This window comes from Aerosakkonema sp. BLCC-F183 (assembly GCF_041929145.1).
Classification (GTDB): Bacteria; Cyanobacteriota; Cyanobacteriia; order Cyanobacteriales; family Aerosakkonemataceae; genus Aerosakkonema.
This window is the reverse complement of sequence record NZ_JBHFNU010000048.1, coordinates 165,067-181,389: the sequence shown is the minus strand read 5'-3', so window position 1 is coordinate 181,389 and position 16,323 is coordinate 165,067. Positions and strand designations below refer to the sequence as shown.

Below are 16,323 nucleotides of genomic sequence, written 5' to 3'. Positions count from 1 at the left end.
TTAAATTACCTCCGAATCAAACAGTTACACCCTCAATCTCTTCATCCGTCAGATCGTACAACTCACGCAACTTCTGTAACCTTTCCTCACTCGGTTGCCAAAAACCGCGCCCATTCGCCTCTAACATTCTACCAACAATATTGCGGAAAGCTTCGGGATTTGCATCGCGCAATTTCTTAGCCATTTCCTCATCTAAAGCATAGGTATCAGCCGCTTGGTCGTAAACCCAATTATCTGTAAAATCGGCAGTACCACCCCAACCAATTAACGCGGTCATACGTTGGGAAATTTCATAAGCGCCGCCACTACCTTGATTTGCCATTGCATCAGCCCATTTGGGATTTAGCAATTTGGTGCGATACTCCATTCGCAGCAAATCTTCTAAATTGCGAGGCGTGGTATCTTTGGAGAAACTTTCGACAAAACTGGCATTTACTTTTTTACCGCGTTGTTTCTCTGCTGCTTTTTTCAAACCTCCTGTATTGGCGTAATATTCCTGAATGTCGGTTAAACCATACTCAACCGAATCGATTTGTTGCACAACTGTTTCAGTAGTTTGCAACAATTCATTGAGGATTTCTTTTCGCGCTTCACCTTTATCTTTTCTGCCGTAACTGAACGCATTTCGCCCTTGCCAAGTATTCGCCAACTCATCGCCTGTTTCCCAATTAGAAGCAACAACTTGGTCATTTACCAACGAACCGTAATCGCCAGCGGGGTTAGAAAATAATCGCGCCGTTGCATTATCCACACCTTTTGCTTTCATTGCTAAAGCGTGTTTGCGAATAAAATTCTGTTCTGGTGCTTCATCTGCATCAGCAGCGCGTTGGAATAAATCATCTAACAATTCGATAATATTGACAAAGCTATCGCGGAAAATACCCGAAAGATTTGCCAACACATCTATGCGCGGATGTCCGACTTCTGTTAGTGGTTTTAATTCATAGCGCACGATGCGCCCCGTGCCTTCTTTTACAGGTTCCGCACCTACTAATTCTAGGAGAATACCGAGAGATTCACCTTTAGTTTTGATCGCATCTAAACCCCACAACATCACGGCAACTGTTTCGGGATATTGGCCGTTTTCTTTCAGGTGTTTGTCGATAATTTTCTTGGCAATTTCTCGCCCTCTTTCGTAAGCTGCTGGTGAAGGCATCCGATAGGGATCTAAAGCATGAATGTTGCGACCTGTAGGTAAAACGCCTGCACCATCTCGCAATAAATCGCCCCCAGGTGCAGGGGGAATGTATTCGCCATTCAATCCGCGCAATAGATTGGTTAATTCGTCGGTAGTTTGCATCAACAAATCGCGAATTTGGGCAGCAGCTTGGTTCGGAGTGTCTAGAAACCCGGTTTCTCCAAGAAACCGGGTTTCTTGGTTTTCGCCAAAATAGGCATTCAAATAAGATGCCATTTCCTCTTCGTTTGGTGGTTCGCCCAAAACGTGCAAACCTGATGAAAAGAGGCGATTTTCCAGAACTTGCAAATATTCGTACAGTTTGACCAAATACGGATTAAAGACATCGGCGCTAAACATCCGCAGGTTTTCAGGAGTGAAGGGAATACCTAAGCGTTTGGCATCTTCAAACGGGCAATCTGCATCTAAACCTGTGTCTAGTATCTTTTTGCAGATGGCTTCTTTGAGGACGTAATTTTTCTGCGGGTCTTCTCGATATTCGGAGATTAAATCGCGCAGGGAGACCAATTCTTTGTATAAGCCAGCACGTCCGTAAGGTGGTACGTTGTGGGAAATCAATACGCCGTAACCGCGCCGTTTTGCTAACATTGATTCTGAGGGATTGTTGGCTGCATATATATATAGATGTGGCATATCTCCCAGAAGTATATCTGACCAGGAATAGCCTGTATTTCCTAGCGGCGATCCCGGTAACCATTCAACAGTGCCGTGCATTCCAAAGTGAACAACAGCATCTGCTTGAAATTCGTTTTGCAGCCATTTGTAGAAGGCGGCATATTGAGGGTGAGGAGTTAAATCTTTCTCGAACATTAACCGCATGGGGTCGCCGGATATTCCCAAGGGTGGTTGCACGCCGATCCAAATATTTCCTAGTTGGATGCCACCTATTTGGAATTCATCATTATAGGTTTTTATACCTGTAGCAGTTAGAGATTTCCATTGTTTTTTAATGCGATTTGTTAATAGGTATCCCAACCATTTTTCTAGGGTGCGGATATTGACGGTGGAACCCCCCCTAACCCCCCCGTCCACGGGGGGGGACAATCTCATTCTTTCGTCGTTAACGGGGGTAGAAAATCTTGGTTCTTCGCCGTTAATGGGGGTAGAAAATTTTGGTTCCTCCTCGTTAACGGGGGTAGAAAATCTTGGTTCCTCCTCGTTAACGGGGGTAGAAAATCTTGGTTCTTCGCCGTTAACGGGGGTAAAAAATTTTGGTTCCTCCTCGTTAACGGGGGTAGAAAATCTTGGTTCCTCTTCGTTAACGGGGGTAGAAAATCTTGCTCCCTCCCCGTTAACGGAGGTAGAAAATCTTGCTCCCTCCCCGTGGACGGGGAGGGCTGGGGTGGGGTTCTCATCAGCTACTTTCACCCAGCGGATTAATTCTTCACCATCTTCTGGTAAATTTCCGACTGTATAACCTTCTGCTTTTAATGCTTGGAGGAATTTGATTAAACTTTTCGGTACGTTCAATAATGCTGCTGTACCTGTAGCACCATATCCGGGTGGAAATCCATACAAAATAATGGCGATTTTGCGTTCGGATGGTGGCGTTCGTCGCAAGGATATCCACTTTTTCAATCTCCCAGTGAGGCGTTTTACTCGTTCGGGAATTATATAGATATCTTCTCCTACTAAACCGCCAAGGGGAACGGGATCGATCGCACCATCTAATTCTGGCAAAGCATACAATACGACACTTTGCAACCCCCCAACGCCTTGGCGAGTCCATGAATGTATGTCTTGAATTAACAAAGGTGCGGATACAATATAAGGTATATTTTTGGCACTGAGGATGCGTTTGGCAACCTCAACTTGTCGCCCCGCTTCCATCGAACCCGCTGGCCCACCTACTAGGGGAAAACCGATTGTAGAGACGATCGCATCGACTTCAACTGCTTCGCTGGATAATGATGGAGTTTCAATTTTACCTTGTTTTCTTTGGGCGGTTTCGTATGCGGTTGTCATCCAATCTCGGACGGCAACGTGACCTTCAACGCCATTAATAAAGATGGGTAATGGAATTAATCCTGCTTGTTCAAAGTGGCGAATTAATTGGGGAATGTAAGGTTGTTTGGTAATAACGTGCTTGCGATAAAGAAGAATGCCGACAATTGGTTTTGTGGTCTTGGGATTATTTCTTGTAGGGTGGGCATCTTGCCCGCCCTTTGACAATGGATCTCTTGTGGGGTGGGCATCTTGCCCGCCGCTAATATTTTGATACCATTTCAAATATTGACGTGGTGATTCAAAATATCCTTGATAATCGGGATGCAATAATCCCATATTTGGGGTTTCGACTGGAGGCGGAATTTCTCCTACTTTTAAACCTAAATATTTTTCAGCTAGCGTCCAGAACATTGAGGCGACGTTATCTGTCCCGCCAGCATTCCAATAACCGTAAATAATCAGCCAGTTACGCAAATCTTGTACTTTTTGCACTGGCACGTATTTTAATAATTTGGGGCCTACTTTCAAGAAGCTGATGTAGCCGGCGAGTTTGTCTTCTTCTCTACCGTTGCTGAATTTATCGAGAATGAATTTAACTGGTTTGGGCATTCCTTTGGGTTTGTCGCCAATTTTGAATGCACCGATTTGAGTCAGACTCATCAACTCTAAGGCTGACTCGAATACGAGGCGAATAGGGATGTTTTGCACTCTTTCTCGCAGCCATAAAACTTGGTCGTAGTCGAATAGCAAACTGCCGAAGAAGACATCTGCGCTTTGGAGTGCGGCTGCTACGTTGTCGGGTTCGGTGCGTAGTGCAATGTCGCTAAACACCCTGATATCCAAGTCCGGACAGCGTTTGACAGCAAAATCGGCGGCTTTGCGGTACAAGTCGGCGTTGAAGGATTCAAACCCAGCAATCAAGACGATGCGTTTCATGGCCCAAGCTCGAAATATTTCTTCATCTCGATCTTAAAGGGCTTTTCAGGTTAAAACAGAGAACAAGATTTCTTAATTACCGAACCCCCCCGTCCAGAAGGGGAAACCATCCACCCACATGACGAAAATGCGATCGCCAAAAATTAACATCTGTGCTTTCCTGACTATCCTCTTCACGCTTACGCCCATACCTAGCCTCACCTTAAGTCCGAGAAAACTTGTCTGGAACTCATCTGTGCAGGCGCAAGATGCAAATGTTCTGCGTGCAGCTTATCAACAAGTTATTAATACGTATGGGGAACAATTAGCTAATGCAAGAAAAGAGGGAAATCGACAGGATGAAGTACGTATTTTGAATAATGCTGGCTATGCTTTTATTTACTTTGAACAGTACCAGAAAGCGATCGCACTGCTGCAAGAAGCTTGGGCGATCGCACGGGAAATCAAAGACCCTACCCTGTCACAGATTGTCAGAAATTTAGCTACAGCTTACAGCAAATTGGGAGATGACAACGGAATTAAGTTTTTAGAACAGCAGCTGCAAATTGCACAGCAGAAGGGCGATCGCGAGAATCAAGAAGTTATTTTGGAGAATTTAGCCACTGCTTACGCTTTCACTGGCAACATTCAAAAACAAATTGAAACTTACGAGAAGCATTTAACTATAGTGCGTCAGCTTAATAAGCGCGACAAAGAAGCATATACGCTAATGAATTTAGCCATTCTTTATAGTGGTATTTCGGAACCGCAAAAAGCTGTCGATCTATGGCAGCAGCATTTAGCTATTGTGCGCGAATTGGGAGATAAAGTCAAGGAATACAACGCCTTGTGGATGATAGGAGTCAGTTATCAACATCAATTGAAGGACGATGGAAAAGCAATTGAATATTACGAACAAGCTTTGCAACTGGCAAAAGCAACCGGAAACGCCTTTTATGAGATGACGACGCTGAAGCAGTTAGCATCTGTTTATGCACCGATGGGTAATGATCAGAAAGCGATCGCACTTTTGGAACAAATGAGTGCGATCGCCAAACAAACAAATAACGCTGTTTGGGAAGCGATGGCTCTTGACGATCTGGGGCGCATTTACTTCCTAATGGGGAATTATCCCAAAGCATTAGAGTTGCAAAAACAAAGCTTGGCAATTTATCAAGCAAATAAAATTCAAGGACAGCAAATGTATGCCTTAGCTAATTTAGGGCAAACGCAGTTTCGCGCCGGACAGCTAGCTGAAGCGGAAACGGCGTTGCGAGAAGCAATTAAATTATCTGAAATCAGCCGAGAGCAAAGCCAAATAACTAACATCCCAACCAGCCAAACTCGCGACGATCAAAACTTGTATTTATATAATTGGATAATCGATACATATCGCAATTGGCAACAAGTTTTAGTAACCCAAAATAAAACAGAGGCAGCACTGGAAGTTGCAGAGCAAGGTCGAGCCAGAGCTTTTGTAGATTTGTTGGCAATTCGATTAGCTGCTGATGCGAAAGCTCAACCGAAAATTGCACCACCAAACCTCAATCAAATCAAACAAATTGCCAAAGATCGGAATTCAACTTTGGTGCAGTATACCGTCTTGTATAATGACAATAATTTTATCTATCAACTGCGACTAAACAAAGAGTTGCCTTATGAAACCGGACTGTTGATTTGGGTGATCAAACCAACAGGTGAAGTGGCGTTTCGGCGAGTGGATTTGAAAGCTGTGCGGGGACAATATAAAAAATCTCTCGAACAAATTATCCGGGACACGCGCCAATCTTTTGGGGTAGGAGGTCGCGGTATTACCGTTGCTGCTAGGACTGATAATACACCCAACAATTCGGGATTGCAACAATTGCATAAAATACTAATCGCGCCAATTGCGGATTTATTACCAACCGATCCAAATGAGCGCGTTACGTTCATTCCTCAAGACGCTTTGTTTATGGTGCCTTTTGCAGCTTTGCAAGATAGTGCGGGGAAATATCTAATAGAAAAGCATACTATTCTTACGGCTCCTTCGATTCAAGTTTTGGATTTAACTCGCCAAGCCAAACAACGCTTGCAAAATTCTACAAATAAACGATCGCTTGTCGTGGGAAATCCCACAATGCCGAGCATTCGTCCCAAAGTTAACGCACCGCCGGAACAGTTACCGAGTTTACCTGGCTCGGAAAAAGAAGCAAATGCGATCGCCACTATTTTATCCACTCAAGCTATTACTGGAAACCAAGCAACCAAAAGCAATATTGTGCAACAAATGCCTAACGCTAGGATTATTCATTTGGCAACTCACGGGTTACTCGATGATATGTACGGTTTCCAAAGTTCCCTGGCTTTAGCTCCTTCTGGAAAAGACGATGGTTTATTAACTGTACGAGAAATTATCAACTTGAAATTAAATGCCGAACTCGCAATTTTAAGCGCCTGCGATACGGGAAGGGGGAGAATTAGCGGCGATGGCGTCATCGGACTTTCCCGTGCGTTCATTGGCGCAGGCGTACCCAGCGTAATCGTTTCTCTGTGGTCAGTACCGGATAGCCCCACCGCGTTTCTAATGACAGAATTTTATCAAAATTTGTCAAAAAATATTGATAAAGTGCAAGCATTGCGACAAGCGATGCTGACAACAATGAAACAAAATCCCAATCCGAGAGATTGGGCAGCATTTACTTTGATTGGGGAAGCGAAATAAAGGAATTTAACTAACCGCTATAAGTAATTTTTAGTGTAAATATTGTTAAGGATGGATAGTGTCGATCGATAATATCCTATAATTTAATATAGCTATGTTTTAATTAAAATGAATCGATTTATTTACGATCGATTTGCCAAGGACTATTTCCAAGAATTGTTAACCCCTCTGGGTGAGGTGAAAGTTAGCCAAGAACTCGCCAGCGAAGTGCGAGAAATTGATGTGGTGTTCACACCTTACCCATCCGAACAAAGGGGAGATGTAGGAGTGCTGGGTTTACTAGGAAGATTTGCCCATACCCCATGTATCATTGAGCCTTTCCGGAATGCCGTATCGCCGATACAAATTCGCAGTTGTATGGGTAAACTATTCGACAAGCACGCTAGTTTACTGCGTCAGCGTCAAAGGGAAAAAATTCAGATCGACGAGGCAGATTTACCAGGGTTGTGGATTATTTCTCCCACTGTTTCAGCAAACATTTTAAATGGGTTTAAAGCCGACCCCGATCCAGATAATTGGCCAAGTGGTGTATACTTTTTGGGGGAGTATCAAAAAACTGCGATCGTCGCAATTCACCAGTTACCTCGCACTCCAGAAACGCTATGGCTGAGACTTCTGGGTAAAGGAACAGTGCAAAAACAGGCTATTAACGAAGTAGGCGCACTTCCACCAGATCATCCCTTCCGTTCAAACACTCTTTTGTTGTTGTCTAATTTGCAGGCAACCTTACAAGCAAGTCAAAATATAGATAATGAAGATCGGGAGTTAGCTATGGAATTATCACCAATAATTTTGAAATTGCGGGAAGAGGCTATAGTGCAAGGCGTCCTGCAAGGCGTGGAGCAAGGTTTGCAGCAAGGTTTGCAGCAAGGTATGATGGAGGAACGTCGCGCTACGATCGAAAATTTGTTGCAAGTCCGATTTGGTGCTTTAGATGAGCAACTTTCGGCAATTATTGAGCGTTTGTTGGAGTTACGACCGCAGGAGTTTACTGTGCTGTTGCTGCAATTATCTCGCGAGGAATTGCTGGCTAGATTTAGTAGCTAAATTCAAATCTAGCGCCAAGAGGTGGAATCTCTATTCTCGTGACCTGGTTGAACTAGGTCACGAAATCCGGAGGTTCTACCTCTCATGGTACAAAATAATTAGACATCTCCTCCAAAAGAATCTCAAAGGGCAGGCAGGATGCCTACCCCACAATAATTTTTGGAGAGGTCTATTGTTCTCGCGATCGCTTTTTTCAACTATGCAAAATCTCGATGTTATTGTTATCGGTAGCGGTATCGGCGGTTTAACAGCTGCTGGACTACTCGCACGTTACGACAAAAAAGTGTTAGTCTGCGAAAGTCACGCTATTGCCGGTGGCGCAGCGCACAGCTTCTCGCGGCGGGGATTTCATTTTGATTCTGGCCCTTCATTTTATTGTGGCTTAAATCATCCCAAAAGTCTCAATCCGTTGCGTCAAGTTCTGGAAGTTTTGGGAGAATCTCTGGAAACTGTGAGTTACGATCCGATGGGACACTATCATTTTCCCGAAGGTATTTTTCCCGTTTATAGCAATGGGGAACGTTACCGAAAAGAAGTAGCAAAAATTACTCCGCAAGGTGCGCTCGAACTCGAACGCTTTGAAAAACCCTTGCTGCAATTGTACGAAGCATTAAAAGGTATCCCCACTATAGCTTTACGCGCAGATTGGCAGATAATTCCTATCTTGCTGACAAGATATCTGCCATCACTATTAAAATTATTACCTCAAATCGGAATCGTACAAGGTTCTGTTGGTGAGGTGATGGATAAAGAGGTAAAAGATCCTTGGGTGCGAAGATTAATCGATTTAGAATGTTTTCTCTTATCCGGTTTGAAAGCAGAGGGAACTATTGCGCCAGAAGTCGCTTTTATGCTAGGCGAACGCAGCAACATCGGCGTCGATTATCCGGTGGGAGGAAGTGGCGCAATTGTTGATGCTTTGGTGAGAGGTTTGGAACGCTGGGGCGGAAAGATAAGATTGAATGCCCATGTTGAACAAATCCTATTAGAATCTGGCAAAGTTGTCGGTGTTCGCTTGCAGAATGGGGAAATTATCAAAGCAGCGATCGTTATTTCCAATGCAACTATCTGGGATACTTACACTAACCTGCTGAAACCAGAAGATTTGCCAACATCGTATCGCCAAAAGTCTCTCACTACTCCTGCTGTTGATAGTTTCATGCACTTGCATTTGGGTATTCGTGCAGAAGGTTTGGAAAATATTACCGGACATCACGTTGTCGTACATGATGCTAATTTAGATATTAGCGAACCGGGTAATACTTGTATGATTTCCATTCCCTCTTTTTGGGATAAAAATCTCGCGCCACCCGGACATCATGTGGTTCATGCTTATACTTTAGAACCTTACGAAAATTGGCAGCGAGACGATAAATATGAAGAGAGAAAAAAAGCGCGATCGCAATCTTTATTTCGCGCCTTAGAAAAAGTAATTCCCGATATTCGCGATCGCATTGTGCTGGAACTCATCGGTACACCCCTAACTCACGCCTATTACTTACGTCGATATAAAGGAACCTATGGCCCAGGAATTGCCGCCAGAAAAGGCACATTTCCAGGCCCACAAACCCCTATTCCGGGATTGTACCGCGTTGGCGACAGCACCATGCCTGGAATTGGCGTTCCCGCCGTCGCCGCCTCCGGTATTTTGTGCGCTAATTCTTTGTTGAATTAACTACCCAAAACAGCAACAAAAAAGCTCAGTTAATCTGATATCTTGATAAAAAATTACTCGAATAGAAGAGTTGTTGCAATGGCGTTAACCGCTTCCACTATGTTGGCATTGGGTACTAAAGCACCCGATTTTCATTTACCGGATGTGGTATCTGGTGAAACGATATCGCTTGCTACTTTTGCTGACAAAAAAGCTCTGTTAGTAATGTTTATCTGCCAACATTGTCCGTTTGTCAAGCATATTAAGACAGAATTGGCGCAACTGGGAAAAGATTACCAAGCAGAAAGCATCGGGATAGTTGCTATTAGCGCTAACGATGTTGCCAATTATCCAAACGATGCACCCGATAAACTCAAGGAGATGGCGCTTGAGTTGGGATTTACGTTTCCCTTCTGCTACGATGAGAGCCAGGAAACTGCTAAGGCTTACACGGCTGCTTGCACACCAGACTTTTTTTTGTTCGATCGCGATCGCAAGTTAGTTTACCGAGGTCAGTTGGATGAGAGTCGTCCGAGTAACGGCATTCCGGTGACGGGGAAGGATTTGCGAAGCGCCATAGATGCGGTATTATCGGATAAACCGGTTACCCAAGACCAAAAACCGAGCATTGGCTGCAATATTAAATGGAAGCCCGGTAACGAACCATCCTAGATATTATCGCATATTATCCCCCAAAAACCCGTTTTCCCAGACAAAGCGGGTTTATGACATTTTTGATAACTTGTGAAATACATTTTGGTGCGTTAGCTATCAGCATAACGCACCAAAATGTGATTTGCTGTTAACAAACAATCCCTATCAATTTAACTCCCAGAGACACAACCATGAAATCTCAACAATTTTTGATAATTATATTGATAGCCATAGGCGCAATAACCGGCTCGACTTTGGCAGCCATTTCTTACCTCAACAACAGACAAACTGCACCTACCATAGGTGAGATATTTCCTGAATCTACAGATGATTCTACATCAAATCCAAGCCCCGATATTGCAGAAACCGCACCCACGCAACAAAATTCATCGCCGCCACCAAAAGCAAGCGAGTTTTCCCAATTTCGGTTGCGTCTTTTGGATGCAGTAAAGCGACGCGATGCTAAATTTATTCGTAATATTGTCAATGCCAAAACTCAGTGGGGTTTTGGTGGTGCGATCGATCTCAATACTTATAATATTGATAACAGACAATCACCTTTTTGGCAGTACCTAGAAAAGGCAATTACTGCCGGCTGTACTATAGACCCAGACACAACAGAACCCGAACAAGAACTCGGTTCCGATATATGGTTTTGTCCAATCACCTTCGGCAAACAAATTTATAAATTCGGTTGGCAACAACAAGTAGCAATTTTAGGTCAAAATGTCAATGTCAGGTCAGAACCAGGTTCCGGTTCTCCTGTAGTAGACGAACTTTCTAGAGATATCGTCCAATTTGATAAAGAAACTTTTGATAATTTGCCCCAACGGTTGCAACAGGCAATAAACTCTCCTGATGGCTGGACGCCAGTTGTATTAAAAAACGGCCAAAAAGGATGGGTACAAAATCGATTTGTTTATTACGAACCGAGGGATTATCGAGTCAGTTTTATCCGTGCTAAAGGTCAGTGGTGGTTGCGTTATTTCTGGCGCGGAGATGGAAATTAAAAACAATAATTTATGATATAATCGGAATTTAAAGCAGCTTGTAATTGAGGAAGCTTTTATGAATTTGACTGTTAAAGACTTAGAGAGGCTGCAAACAGAACTACAAGAAGCACATTTAGACTACCAATTGGAATTGGTAGATGGGAGAATTATTGTCATGGGGCCATCTGATTACATTTCTGAGGAAGTCGCAGGTAGGCTAATTACTTTTTTAAACAACTGGGTAATGCCGCGCAAATTGGGGCGGGTAACAGGCTCAAGTGCTGGATTTATTTTACCTAACGAAAAGGCCGATTTACGCGCTCTCGATGTTTCTTTTGTTCGTGCAGAAAGACTCAGAACCAGTCCTCGCGATTTTGTTCGAGTAGTTCCAGATTTGACAGTTGAAATTAAGTCTAAGACAGACAGAATTAAACCACTTAAAGAAAAGATACAAGTTTTCCTAGAACTGGGAAGTTTAGTTGGGATACTAATCGACCCAGATAAGCAAAAAGTAATTATTATTCGTCGCGGAAGTGAGGAAACTGAATTAAGCAATAGCGATGTTTTAACTATTCCCGAATTATTTCCTGGTTGGGAACTGCCTGTTTCGGAATTGTGGCCACCTGAATTTGAGTAGTTGGCAATGATAATTGTTCGTTAGTAAATATAGGGAGAATAATATGCAAACGCAAACAGAAAAACGCTACTACACCCGCGAAGAATATTTGGCGCTAGAAGAAACTGCTGAGTACAAAAGTGAATACCATGATGGAGAAATTGTACCGATGACAGGTGGAACAACTAATCATAACAAAATTGCAGGTAATTTATTTGCCCACTTAAAATTTGCTTTGCGAGGGCGAAATTACGAGTTATTTATAGCTGATGTACGTTTGTGGGTGCCGCGTTATCGCAAATATTTTTATCCAGATCTGATGATAATTCAGGCGGAACCAGTTTATGAGGGTGCTGGAACTACTACTGTTACTAATCCATCACTAATTGTGGAAGTTTTATCGAATTCAACCAGAAGTTATGATAAAGGAGATAAGTTTGATTATTATCGATCGATTCCTGAATTCCGCGAATATATTTTAATCGATCAATACAAATTTCATATCGAGCAATTAGTGAAAACTTCTGAGGGAAAATGGTTGTTAACTTATTACGAATCCGCTGATGGAGTTTTAGCATTAGATTCGGTAGATTTCCAAATCCCATTAAGCGATATTTATGAAGGAGTTAATTTTGAGATAGTAGAAGAATAAGATGGTATTAGTACGTAGTTGCGCTTTAGCGCTAAAGCGCAACTACGTACCTAATGAACTTGACCGATCGCCACGCAATTAGCAGCTTAGTATATAATACAGCTATGATGGAGAAATAATTGTTTCTGAGGTAACAGCTATGCAGCAAATAACTTTAGATGAAGCAACCAAAGATTTGTTAGCTTTAATTGAAGCAGCGATAAAAGGTGAAGAAATTGTCATTACCAAAGACGATAAGCCTGTGGTAAAATTAAGTCCAATATCGCCAAGTAAGCCTCGCCGTCAAGCTGGGAGTGCCAAAGGTTTGGTAACAATATCAGATGATTTCGATGAAGCGATCGCAGATTTTGAGGACTATCTCCAATGAGATTACTGCTAGATACTCATACCTTTATTTGGTATGTTATGGACAACCCTAAACTTAGTGCTACAGTAAGGGTTATGATTGATGATGGCAATAACGAACCTTTGCTGAGTATAGCCAGTATATGGGAAATGGCAGTTAAACAAAGCATAGGTAAGCTGAATTTTGGCTTACCATTTAGGATGTTCATAGAGCAGCAACTTAGCTCTAACAGCATAGAATTGCTGAATATAAATTTGGCGCATATTGATATTATCGCTTCTCTACCTTTACATCATCGCGATCCGTTCGATCGCTTAATAATTGCACAAGCTATGGTGGAGAATATACCGATTTTAAGCGCTGATGCTATTTTTGATAGTTATCCGATTCAGAGATTATGGTGATTTGCTGCTTAGGCTTAGATCCCCGACTTCTTGAAGAAGTCGGGGATCTAGATGCAATGAATTATTAGGGCGATCGCATTTTCGAGACATCGGGACTAAGTATCATCAATTGTTCGCCTAATGTACTTTCTTGAATCGCGATAACAGGAGGACGATCGTTAGGAGTTGCATTTGGAGGTAAGGCGGGAAATAGATAAATCCAACCGCCACGTTCCATTAGTAAACGCCAAACGATCGGCTTTTTGGGGTTAGTAGTATCTGTTTGTTCTTGTCCTAGTATATTTCTAAATAAACCTCGATCGCCAATAATACGATAGCCTTTCAAAGGAGGATTGCTAAACTCATTCTCCAGTTTTCGTCCTAATGGTAAACGGTTTTCAGGCGTTACCAAAGTGACCACAGGTAAAGTAGAATTTGGGCCAGCATCTCGTATTGCATCGATCGTACCTCGATCCCGCGCTAGCAAAAATAGGGCAATCAGAATTCCTATAACTATGATAATTTCATCCAAAAAAGATTGACGAAAATTAATCGGGTTAAATTTAATCGCACTCAACTTATTAATGATAAAATCCGCTAGTAATTGTAACCAAATAATAATTTTAGATAGCCTCGGTTTTTGAGTGGGAGAAACAAGTTTAGAACTAGACTTCTTTTGGTACTTGCCTAATTGTTTGTTTAAATACTCAATTAACTTGATAGTCAACCAAATCAATCCCGCTAACACCAAAGCAATTAAAAATTGCAACCATCTGAGTATTTTGGCAATCAAAATGCTGAGAAATTGCAGCAACCAGAGTGTTAGTTGAATTAAGATAAACGTGACAATAGCAACCAATACTGTTTTACCTAATTGCCAGAAGCTATCCACAGATGCGAAACTTCCGAAAAATACTTGTAATGGAACGACCAGAAATGATTGTGGCGGTAAATCTAGCGTCGTTATTTCCAACTGAAAAAAGTAGAAATATGACCAGCGATAAATCCAACCTGTAAAGAAAAGGGCAGCACCTAATAAACCAACAACGCTGGCAACTTTGCCTAAAATATTTAGTTCCTTGGTAGATTCGGGAGTTGGGGACACAAAATCACGCAAAAGATAGATGAAATATAATAAATAAGTGTAGCTCAGTAAAAAAATTGCCGACGCTATGAAAACTTTTTTAAAGATATTAGCTGTGGCACTTGTAGCGACAGCGCCCCAGTTGACGGGAGATACCCACGCCGCTACCAGTCAGAATGTACCGACGGGAAACTTACTTACTGCACAAGTTAACGCAGATGAGGCACCTGTACCTGTCGCATTGCCTAATTTAGCAGACGTTTTTCTCAAGAGTGGTGAGTCGTGGAGTGGGCGCGTAACGGCGATCGATTCCCAAAAGTTATCGCTTCAGCGAGATAGCAATTCTACCTCGATACCCCTCAGCGAAGTTAAGAAAGTGGTTTTTAGGGACAGTGCTTTAGTTTACAAAGCTAGTGGGCAGCCAGTTATCCGAGGTGATGGAACTACACCCGCAGCCAAGCAAGCGGTCTGGAGTGGTGTCCCCCTGAATGCTTTTCGCGTGCAAGACCCCATGATAGGTCAAGCCGAAGTCAGATTGGGGCCACCTGTAGTTAATAGATTGCGATTGCAGGGGATTGTTTCGGTGGCAAAAGATAGAACTTATGTAGTAGATGAAATTCAATTTGATTTGCAAAAAAGGACGATGACTATTATGGCAACGCCGTATTAGATTAATCGTGTAAGCTGTTAGATATTAGCAGGGAGGATAACATGAAAATGAAAACGATAAAGCCTTATCTGGAATTTTTTTCATTGAATGGTATAATGCCAATTGTTATACAAACAGAAGGTATAAATGGCACGATTACCAGCAGAAACATTGAGAACTGTTCTAAGTTTACAGCAGCAATTATTAGAGCAAATCGATGAAGCAAGATCTGTAGAATTTACATTACTAGAGCAGTTCGGTGAGACAGACGAAACAATTCCAGAGTTAGAAGAACTACAAAATATTCGAGAACGTGCAGATTTATATTATTCGCGATTCTCGGTAACTTTGCGGCGTATTTATGACGCGCAACCTGTGGCAAGTCGTGATATGCTAGAATTACTTGCTCGCTCTATTAATGAAGCGACGAGTGCATTAGCAGCCACCGCAGCTAATGTTCGGGAAATTAAGAGTAATTGGAATTTACTATGACTCATCAACCCAGAATTCCTGACGCAGAAACTAGGGCGCGTTCCGTTGCTAGAATGCGCGAAACAATCAAACAATGGGATATTTCGATCGCGAACTTGGATGAATTGAATAGCAGGCTAGAAGCTGAGAATAATCGCAGTTTTGAAGAAGCGCGGCAAAGAGGTAATGCCAGACGAAAAGCCGCACAAATTCAGGAATAGGAAGAAAAATATTTGGAAAAATGATGGAGGGATAATTAATACTCGATCGCCAAATTCAACCGCAGATAATAAATGAGATAAATGAGAATAATACTTGGAGTAAAAAGAGGAAAAAATGATGAAAATCAAAGGCATCAAACGGGGGAAAACCATTGAACTGTCAGAGGAAATTAATATTCCTGATGGTCAAGAGGTGAATATCGAGATTGAGGTAATTCAGCAAATGAGTGATGAAGAAAAGGTGGAAAAAATGAAAGAATTTTTAGACACTCTAACTGATGAAGATAGAGAGGAATGGACAAAGATAGCAGAATTCTTGGAAAGGGAACGCGAACTCGATCGCCAATTACAACAACAGAAAATTAACGAAATGAAGGTGGTGTAATTGTGTATTTATTAGATAGCAATATTTGTATTGCTATAATCAACAAATTTCCGAAAGCAATTGCCGAATTCGATGCCAAATTGAGGCTTTGCTGTACCTCGACAATTGTTGTAGCAGAGCTTTATAAGGGTGTATATTGTTCTGGAAGAATTGAACGGAACCTAAACACTCTGAATCAATTTCTTAGCTCTTTACAAATTGTTAGCTTTGATAAAAGAGCAGCAGAGGAATTCGGCATAATTCAGGGTGAGTTAAAACGAATCGGCAGACCTACAGGGCAATTAGACGCGCTAATTGCTGCTATAGCTCGATCGCGTGGAGATATCCTGGTAACTCACAATACTAAGGACTTCATCAATATTCCAGAGTTGCAATTGGAAGATTGGTTAACAGAGGAATAAAAAA

16 protein-coding genes are annotated in these 16,323 nt (G+C 42.3%); 14 read left to right on the top strand and 2 right to left on the bottom strand.

The window, feature by feature from the left end; translation table 11 throughout:
- Positions 1 to 16: 16 nt before the first annotated feature.
- Complete coding sequence (locus ACE1CD_RS13860) at positions 17 to 4,081, bottom strand: cobaltochelatase subunit CobN (RefSeq protein WP_374824823.1); 4,065 nt, start codon at positions 4,079 to 4,081, stop codon at positions 17 to 19.
- Between the two features lie 127 nt (positions 4,082 to 4,208).
- Here ACE1CD_RS13860 and ACE1CD_RS13855 point away from each other — a divergent pair, with 127 nt between their 5' ends.
- The 9 genes from ACE1CD_RS13855 (at position 4,209) to ACE1CD_RS13815 (ending at position 13,129) form a co-directional block, all read left to right on the top strand.
- Positions 4,209 to 6,764: a CHAT domain-containing protein gene (locus ACE1CD_RS13855; protein WP_374824820.1), complete on the top strand. Its 2,556-nt coding sequence runs from the start codon at positions 4,209 to 4,211 to the stop codon at positions 6,762 to 6,764.
- A gap of 108 nt (positions 6,765 to 6,872) precedes the next feature.
- Positions 6,873 to 7,811, top strand: a complete 939-nt coding sequence (locus tag ACE1CD_RS13850; RefSeq protein WP_374824818.1) for a hypothetical protein — start codon at positions 6,873 to 6,875, stop codon at positions 7,809 to 7,811.
- A 199-nt stretch (positions 7,812 to 8,010) separates the two neighbouring features.
- Positions 8,011 to 9,486 carry a phytoene desaturase family protein gene (locus ACE1CD_RS13845; RefSeq protein WP_374824816.1) on the top strand — a complete coding sequence of 492 codons (1,476 nt, stop codon included), beginning with the start codon at positions 8,011 to 8,013 and terminating at the stop codon, positions 9,484 to 9,486.
- Positions 9,487 to 9,564: 78 nt separating this feature from the next.
- On the top strand, positions 9,565 to 10,137 hold the full coding sequence (locus tag ACE1CD_RS13840; protein WP_374824814.1) for a thioredoxin family protein: 573 nt from the start codon (positions 9,565 to 9,567) through the stop codon (positions 10,135 to 10,137).
- A 173-nt stretch (positions 10,138 to 10,310) separates the two neighbouring features.
- On the top strand, positions 10,311 to 11,129 hold the full coding sequence (locus tag ACE1CD_RS13835; RefSeq protein ID WP_374824811.1) for a hypothetical protein: 819 nt from the start codon (positions 10,311 to 10,313) through the stop codon (positions 11,127 to 11,129).
- A gap of 58 nt (positions 11,130 to 11,187) precedes the next feature.
- A complete protein-coding gene (locus ACE1CD_RS13830) occupies positions 11,188 to 11,748 on the top strand; it encodes a Uma2 family endonuclease (protein WP_374824808.1) in 561 nt (186 codons plus the stop codon).
- A 43-nt stretch (positions 11,749 to 11,791) separates the two neighbouring features.
- A complete protein-coding gene (locus tag ACE1CD_RS13825; RefSeq protein WP_374824806.1) occupies positions 11,792 to 12,379 on the top strand; it encodes a Uma2 family endonuclease in 588 nt (195 codons plus the stop codon).
- Between the two features lie 139 nt (positions 12,380 to 12,518).
- Positions 12,519 to 12,746, top strand: a complete 228-nt coding sequence (locus ACE1CD_RS13820) for a type II toxin-antitoxin system Phd/YefM family antitoxin (RefSeq protein WP_374797413.1) — start codon at positions 12,519 to 12,521, stop codon at positions 12,744 to 12,746.
- On the top strand, positions 12,743 to 13,129 hold the full coding sequence (locus tag ACE1CD_RS13815; protein WP_374824803.1) for a type II toxin-antitoxin system VapC family toxin: 387 nt from the start codon (positions 12,743 to 12,745) through the stop codon (positions 13,127 to 13,129). Before ACE1CD_RS13820 ends, ACE1CD_RS13815 begins: the two co-directional genes overlap by 4 nt.
- A 64-nt stretch (positions 13,130 to 13,193) precedes the next feature.
- Here the strand turns inward: ACE1CD_RS13815 and ACE1CD_RS13810 are convergent, their stop codons facing one another.
- Positions 13,194 to 14,213 (bottom strand): hypothetical protein, encoded by a 1,020-nt coding sequence (locus tag ACE1CD_RS13810; RefSeq protein ID WP_374824800.1) that lies wholly within the window; start codon positions 14,211 to 14,213, stop codon positions 13,194 to 13,196.
- 67 nt (positions 14,214 to 14,280) lie between these two features.
- Here ACE1CD_RS13810 and ACE1CD_RS13805 point away from each other — a divergent pair, with 67 nt between their 5' ends.
- From ACE1CD_RS13805 to ACE1CD_RS13785, 5 genes are all read left to right on the top strand, one after another.
- A complete protein-coding gene (locus ACE1CD_RS13805; protein ID WP_374824797.1) occupies positions 14,281 to 14,862 on the top strand; it encodes a hypothetical protein in 582 nt (193 codons plus the stop codon).
- A 126-nt stretch (positions 14,863 to 14,988) separates the two neighbouring features.
- Positions 14,989 to 15,333, top strand: coding sequence for a hypothetical protein (locus ACE1CD_RS13800; RefSeq protein WP_374797407.1), 345 nt, complete (start codon positions 14,989 to 14,991; stop codon positions 15,331 to 15,333).
- On the top strand, positions 15,330 to 15,533 hold the full coding sequence (locus ACE1CD_RS13795; RefSeq protein WP_374797405.1) for a hypothetical protein: 204 nt from the start codon (positions 15,330 to 15,332) through the stop codon (positions 15,531 to 15,533). Before ACE1CD_RS13800 ends, ACE1CD_RS13795 begins: the two co-directional genes overlap by 4 nt.
- A gap of 115 nt (positions 15,534 to 15,648) precedes the next feature.
- Positions 15,649 to 15,918 carry a hypothetical protein gene (locus ACE1CD_RS13790; RefSeq protein WP_374824794.1) on the top strand — a complete coding sequence of 90 codons (270 nt, stop codon included), beginning with the start codon at positions 15,649 to 15,651 and terminating at the stop codon, positions 15,916 to 15,918.
- Between the two features lie 2 nt (positions 15,919 to 15,920).
- Positions 15,921 to 16,319: a type II toxin-antitoxin system VapC family toxin gene (locus ACE1CD_RS13785; RefSeq protein WP_374824791.1), complete on the top strand. Its 399-nt coding sequence runs from the start codon at positions 15,921 to 15,923 to the stop codon at positions 16,317 to 16,319.
- Positions 16,320 to 16,323: the final 4 nt, after the last annotated feature.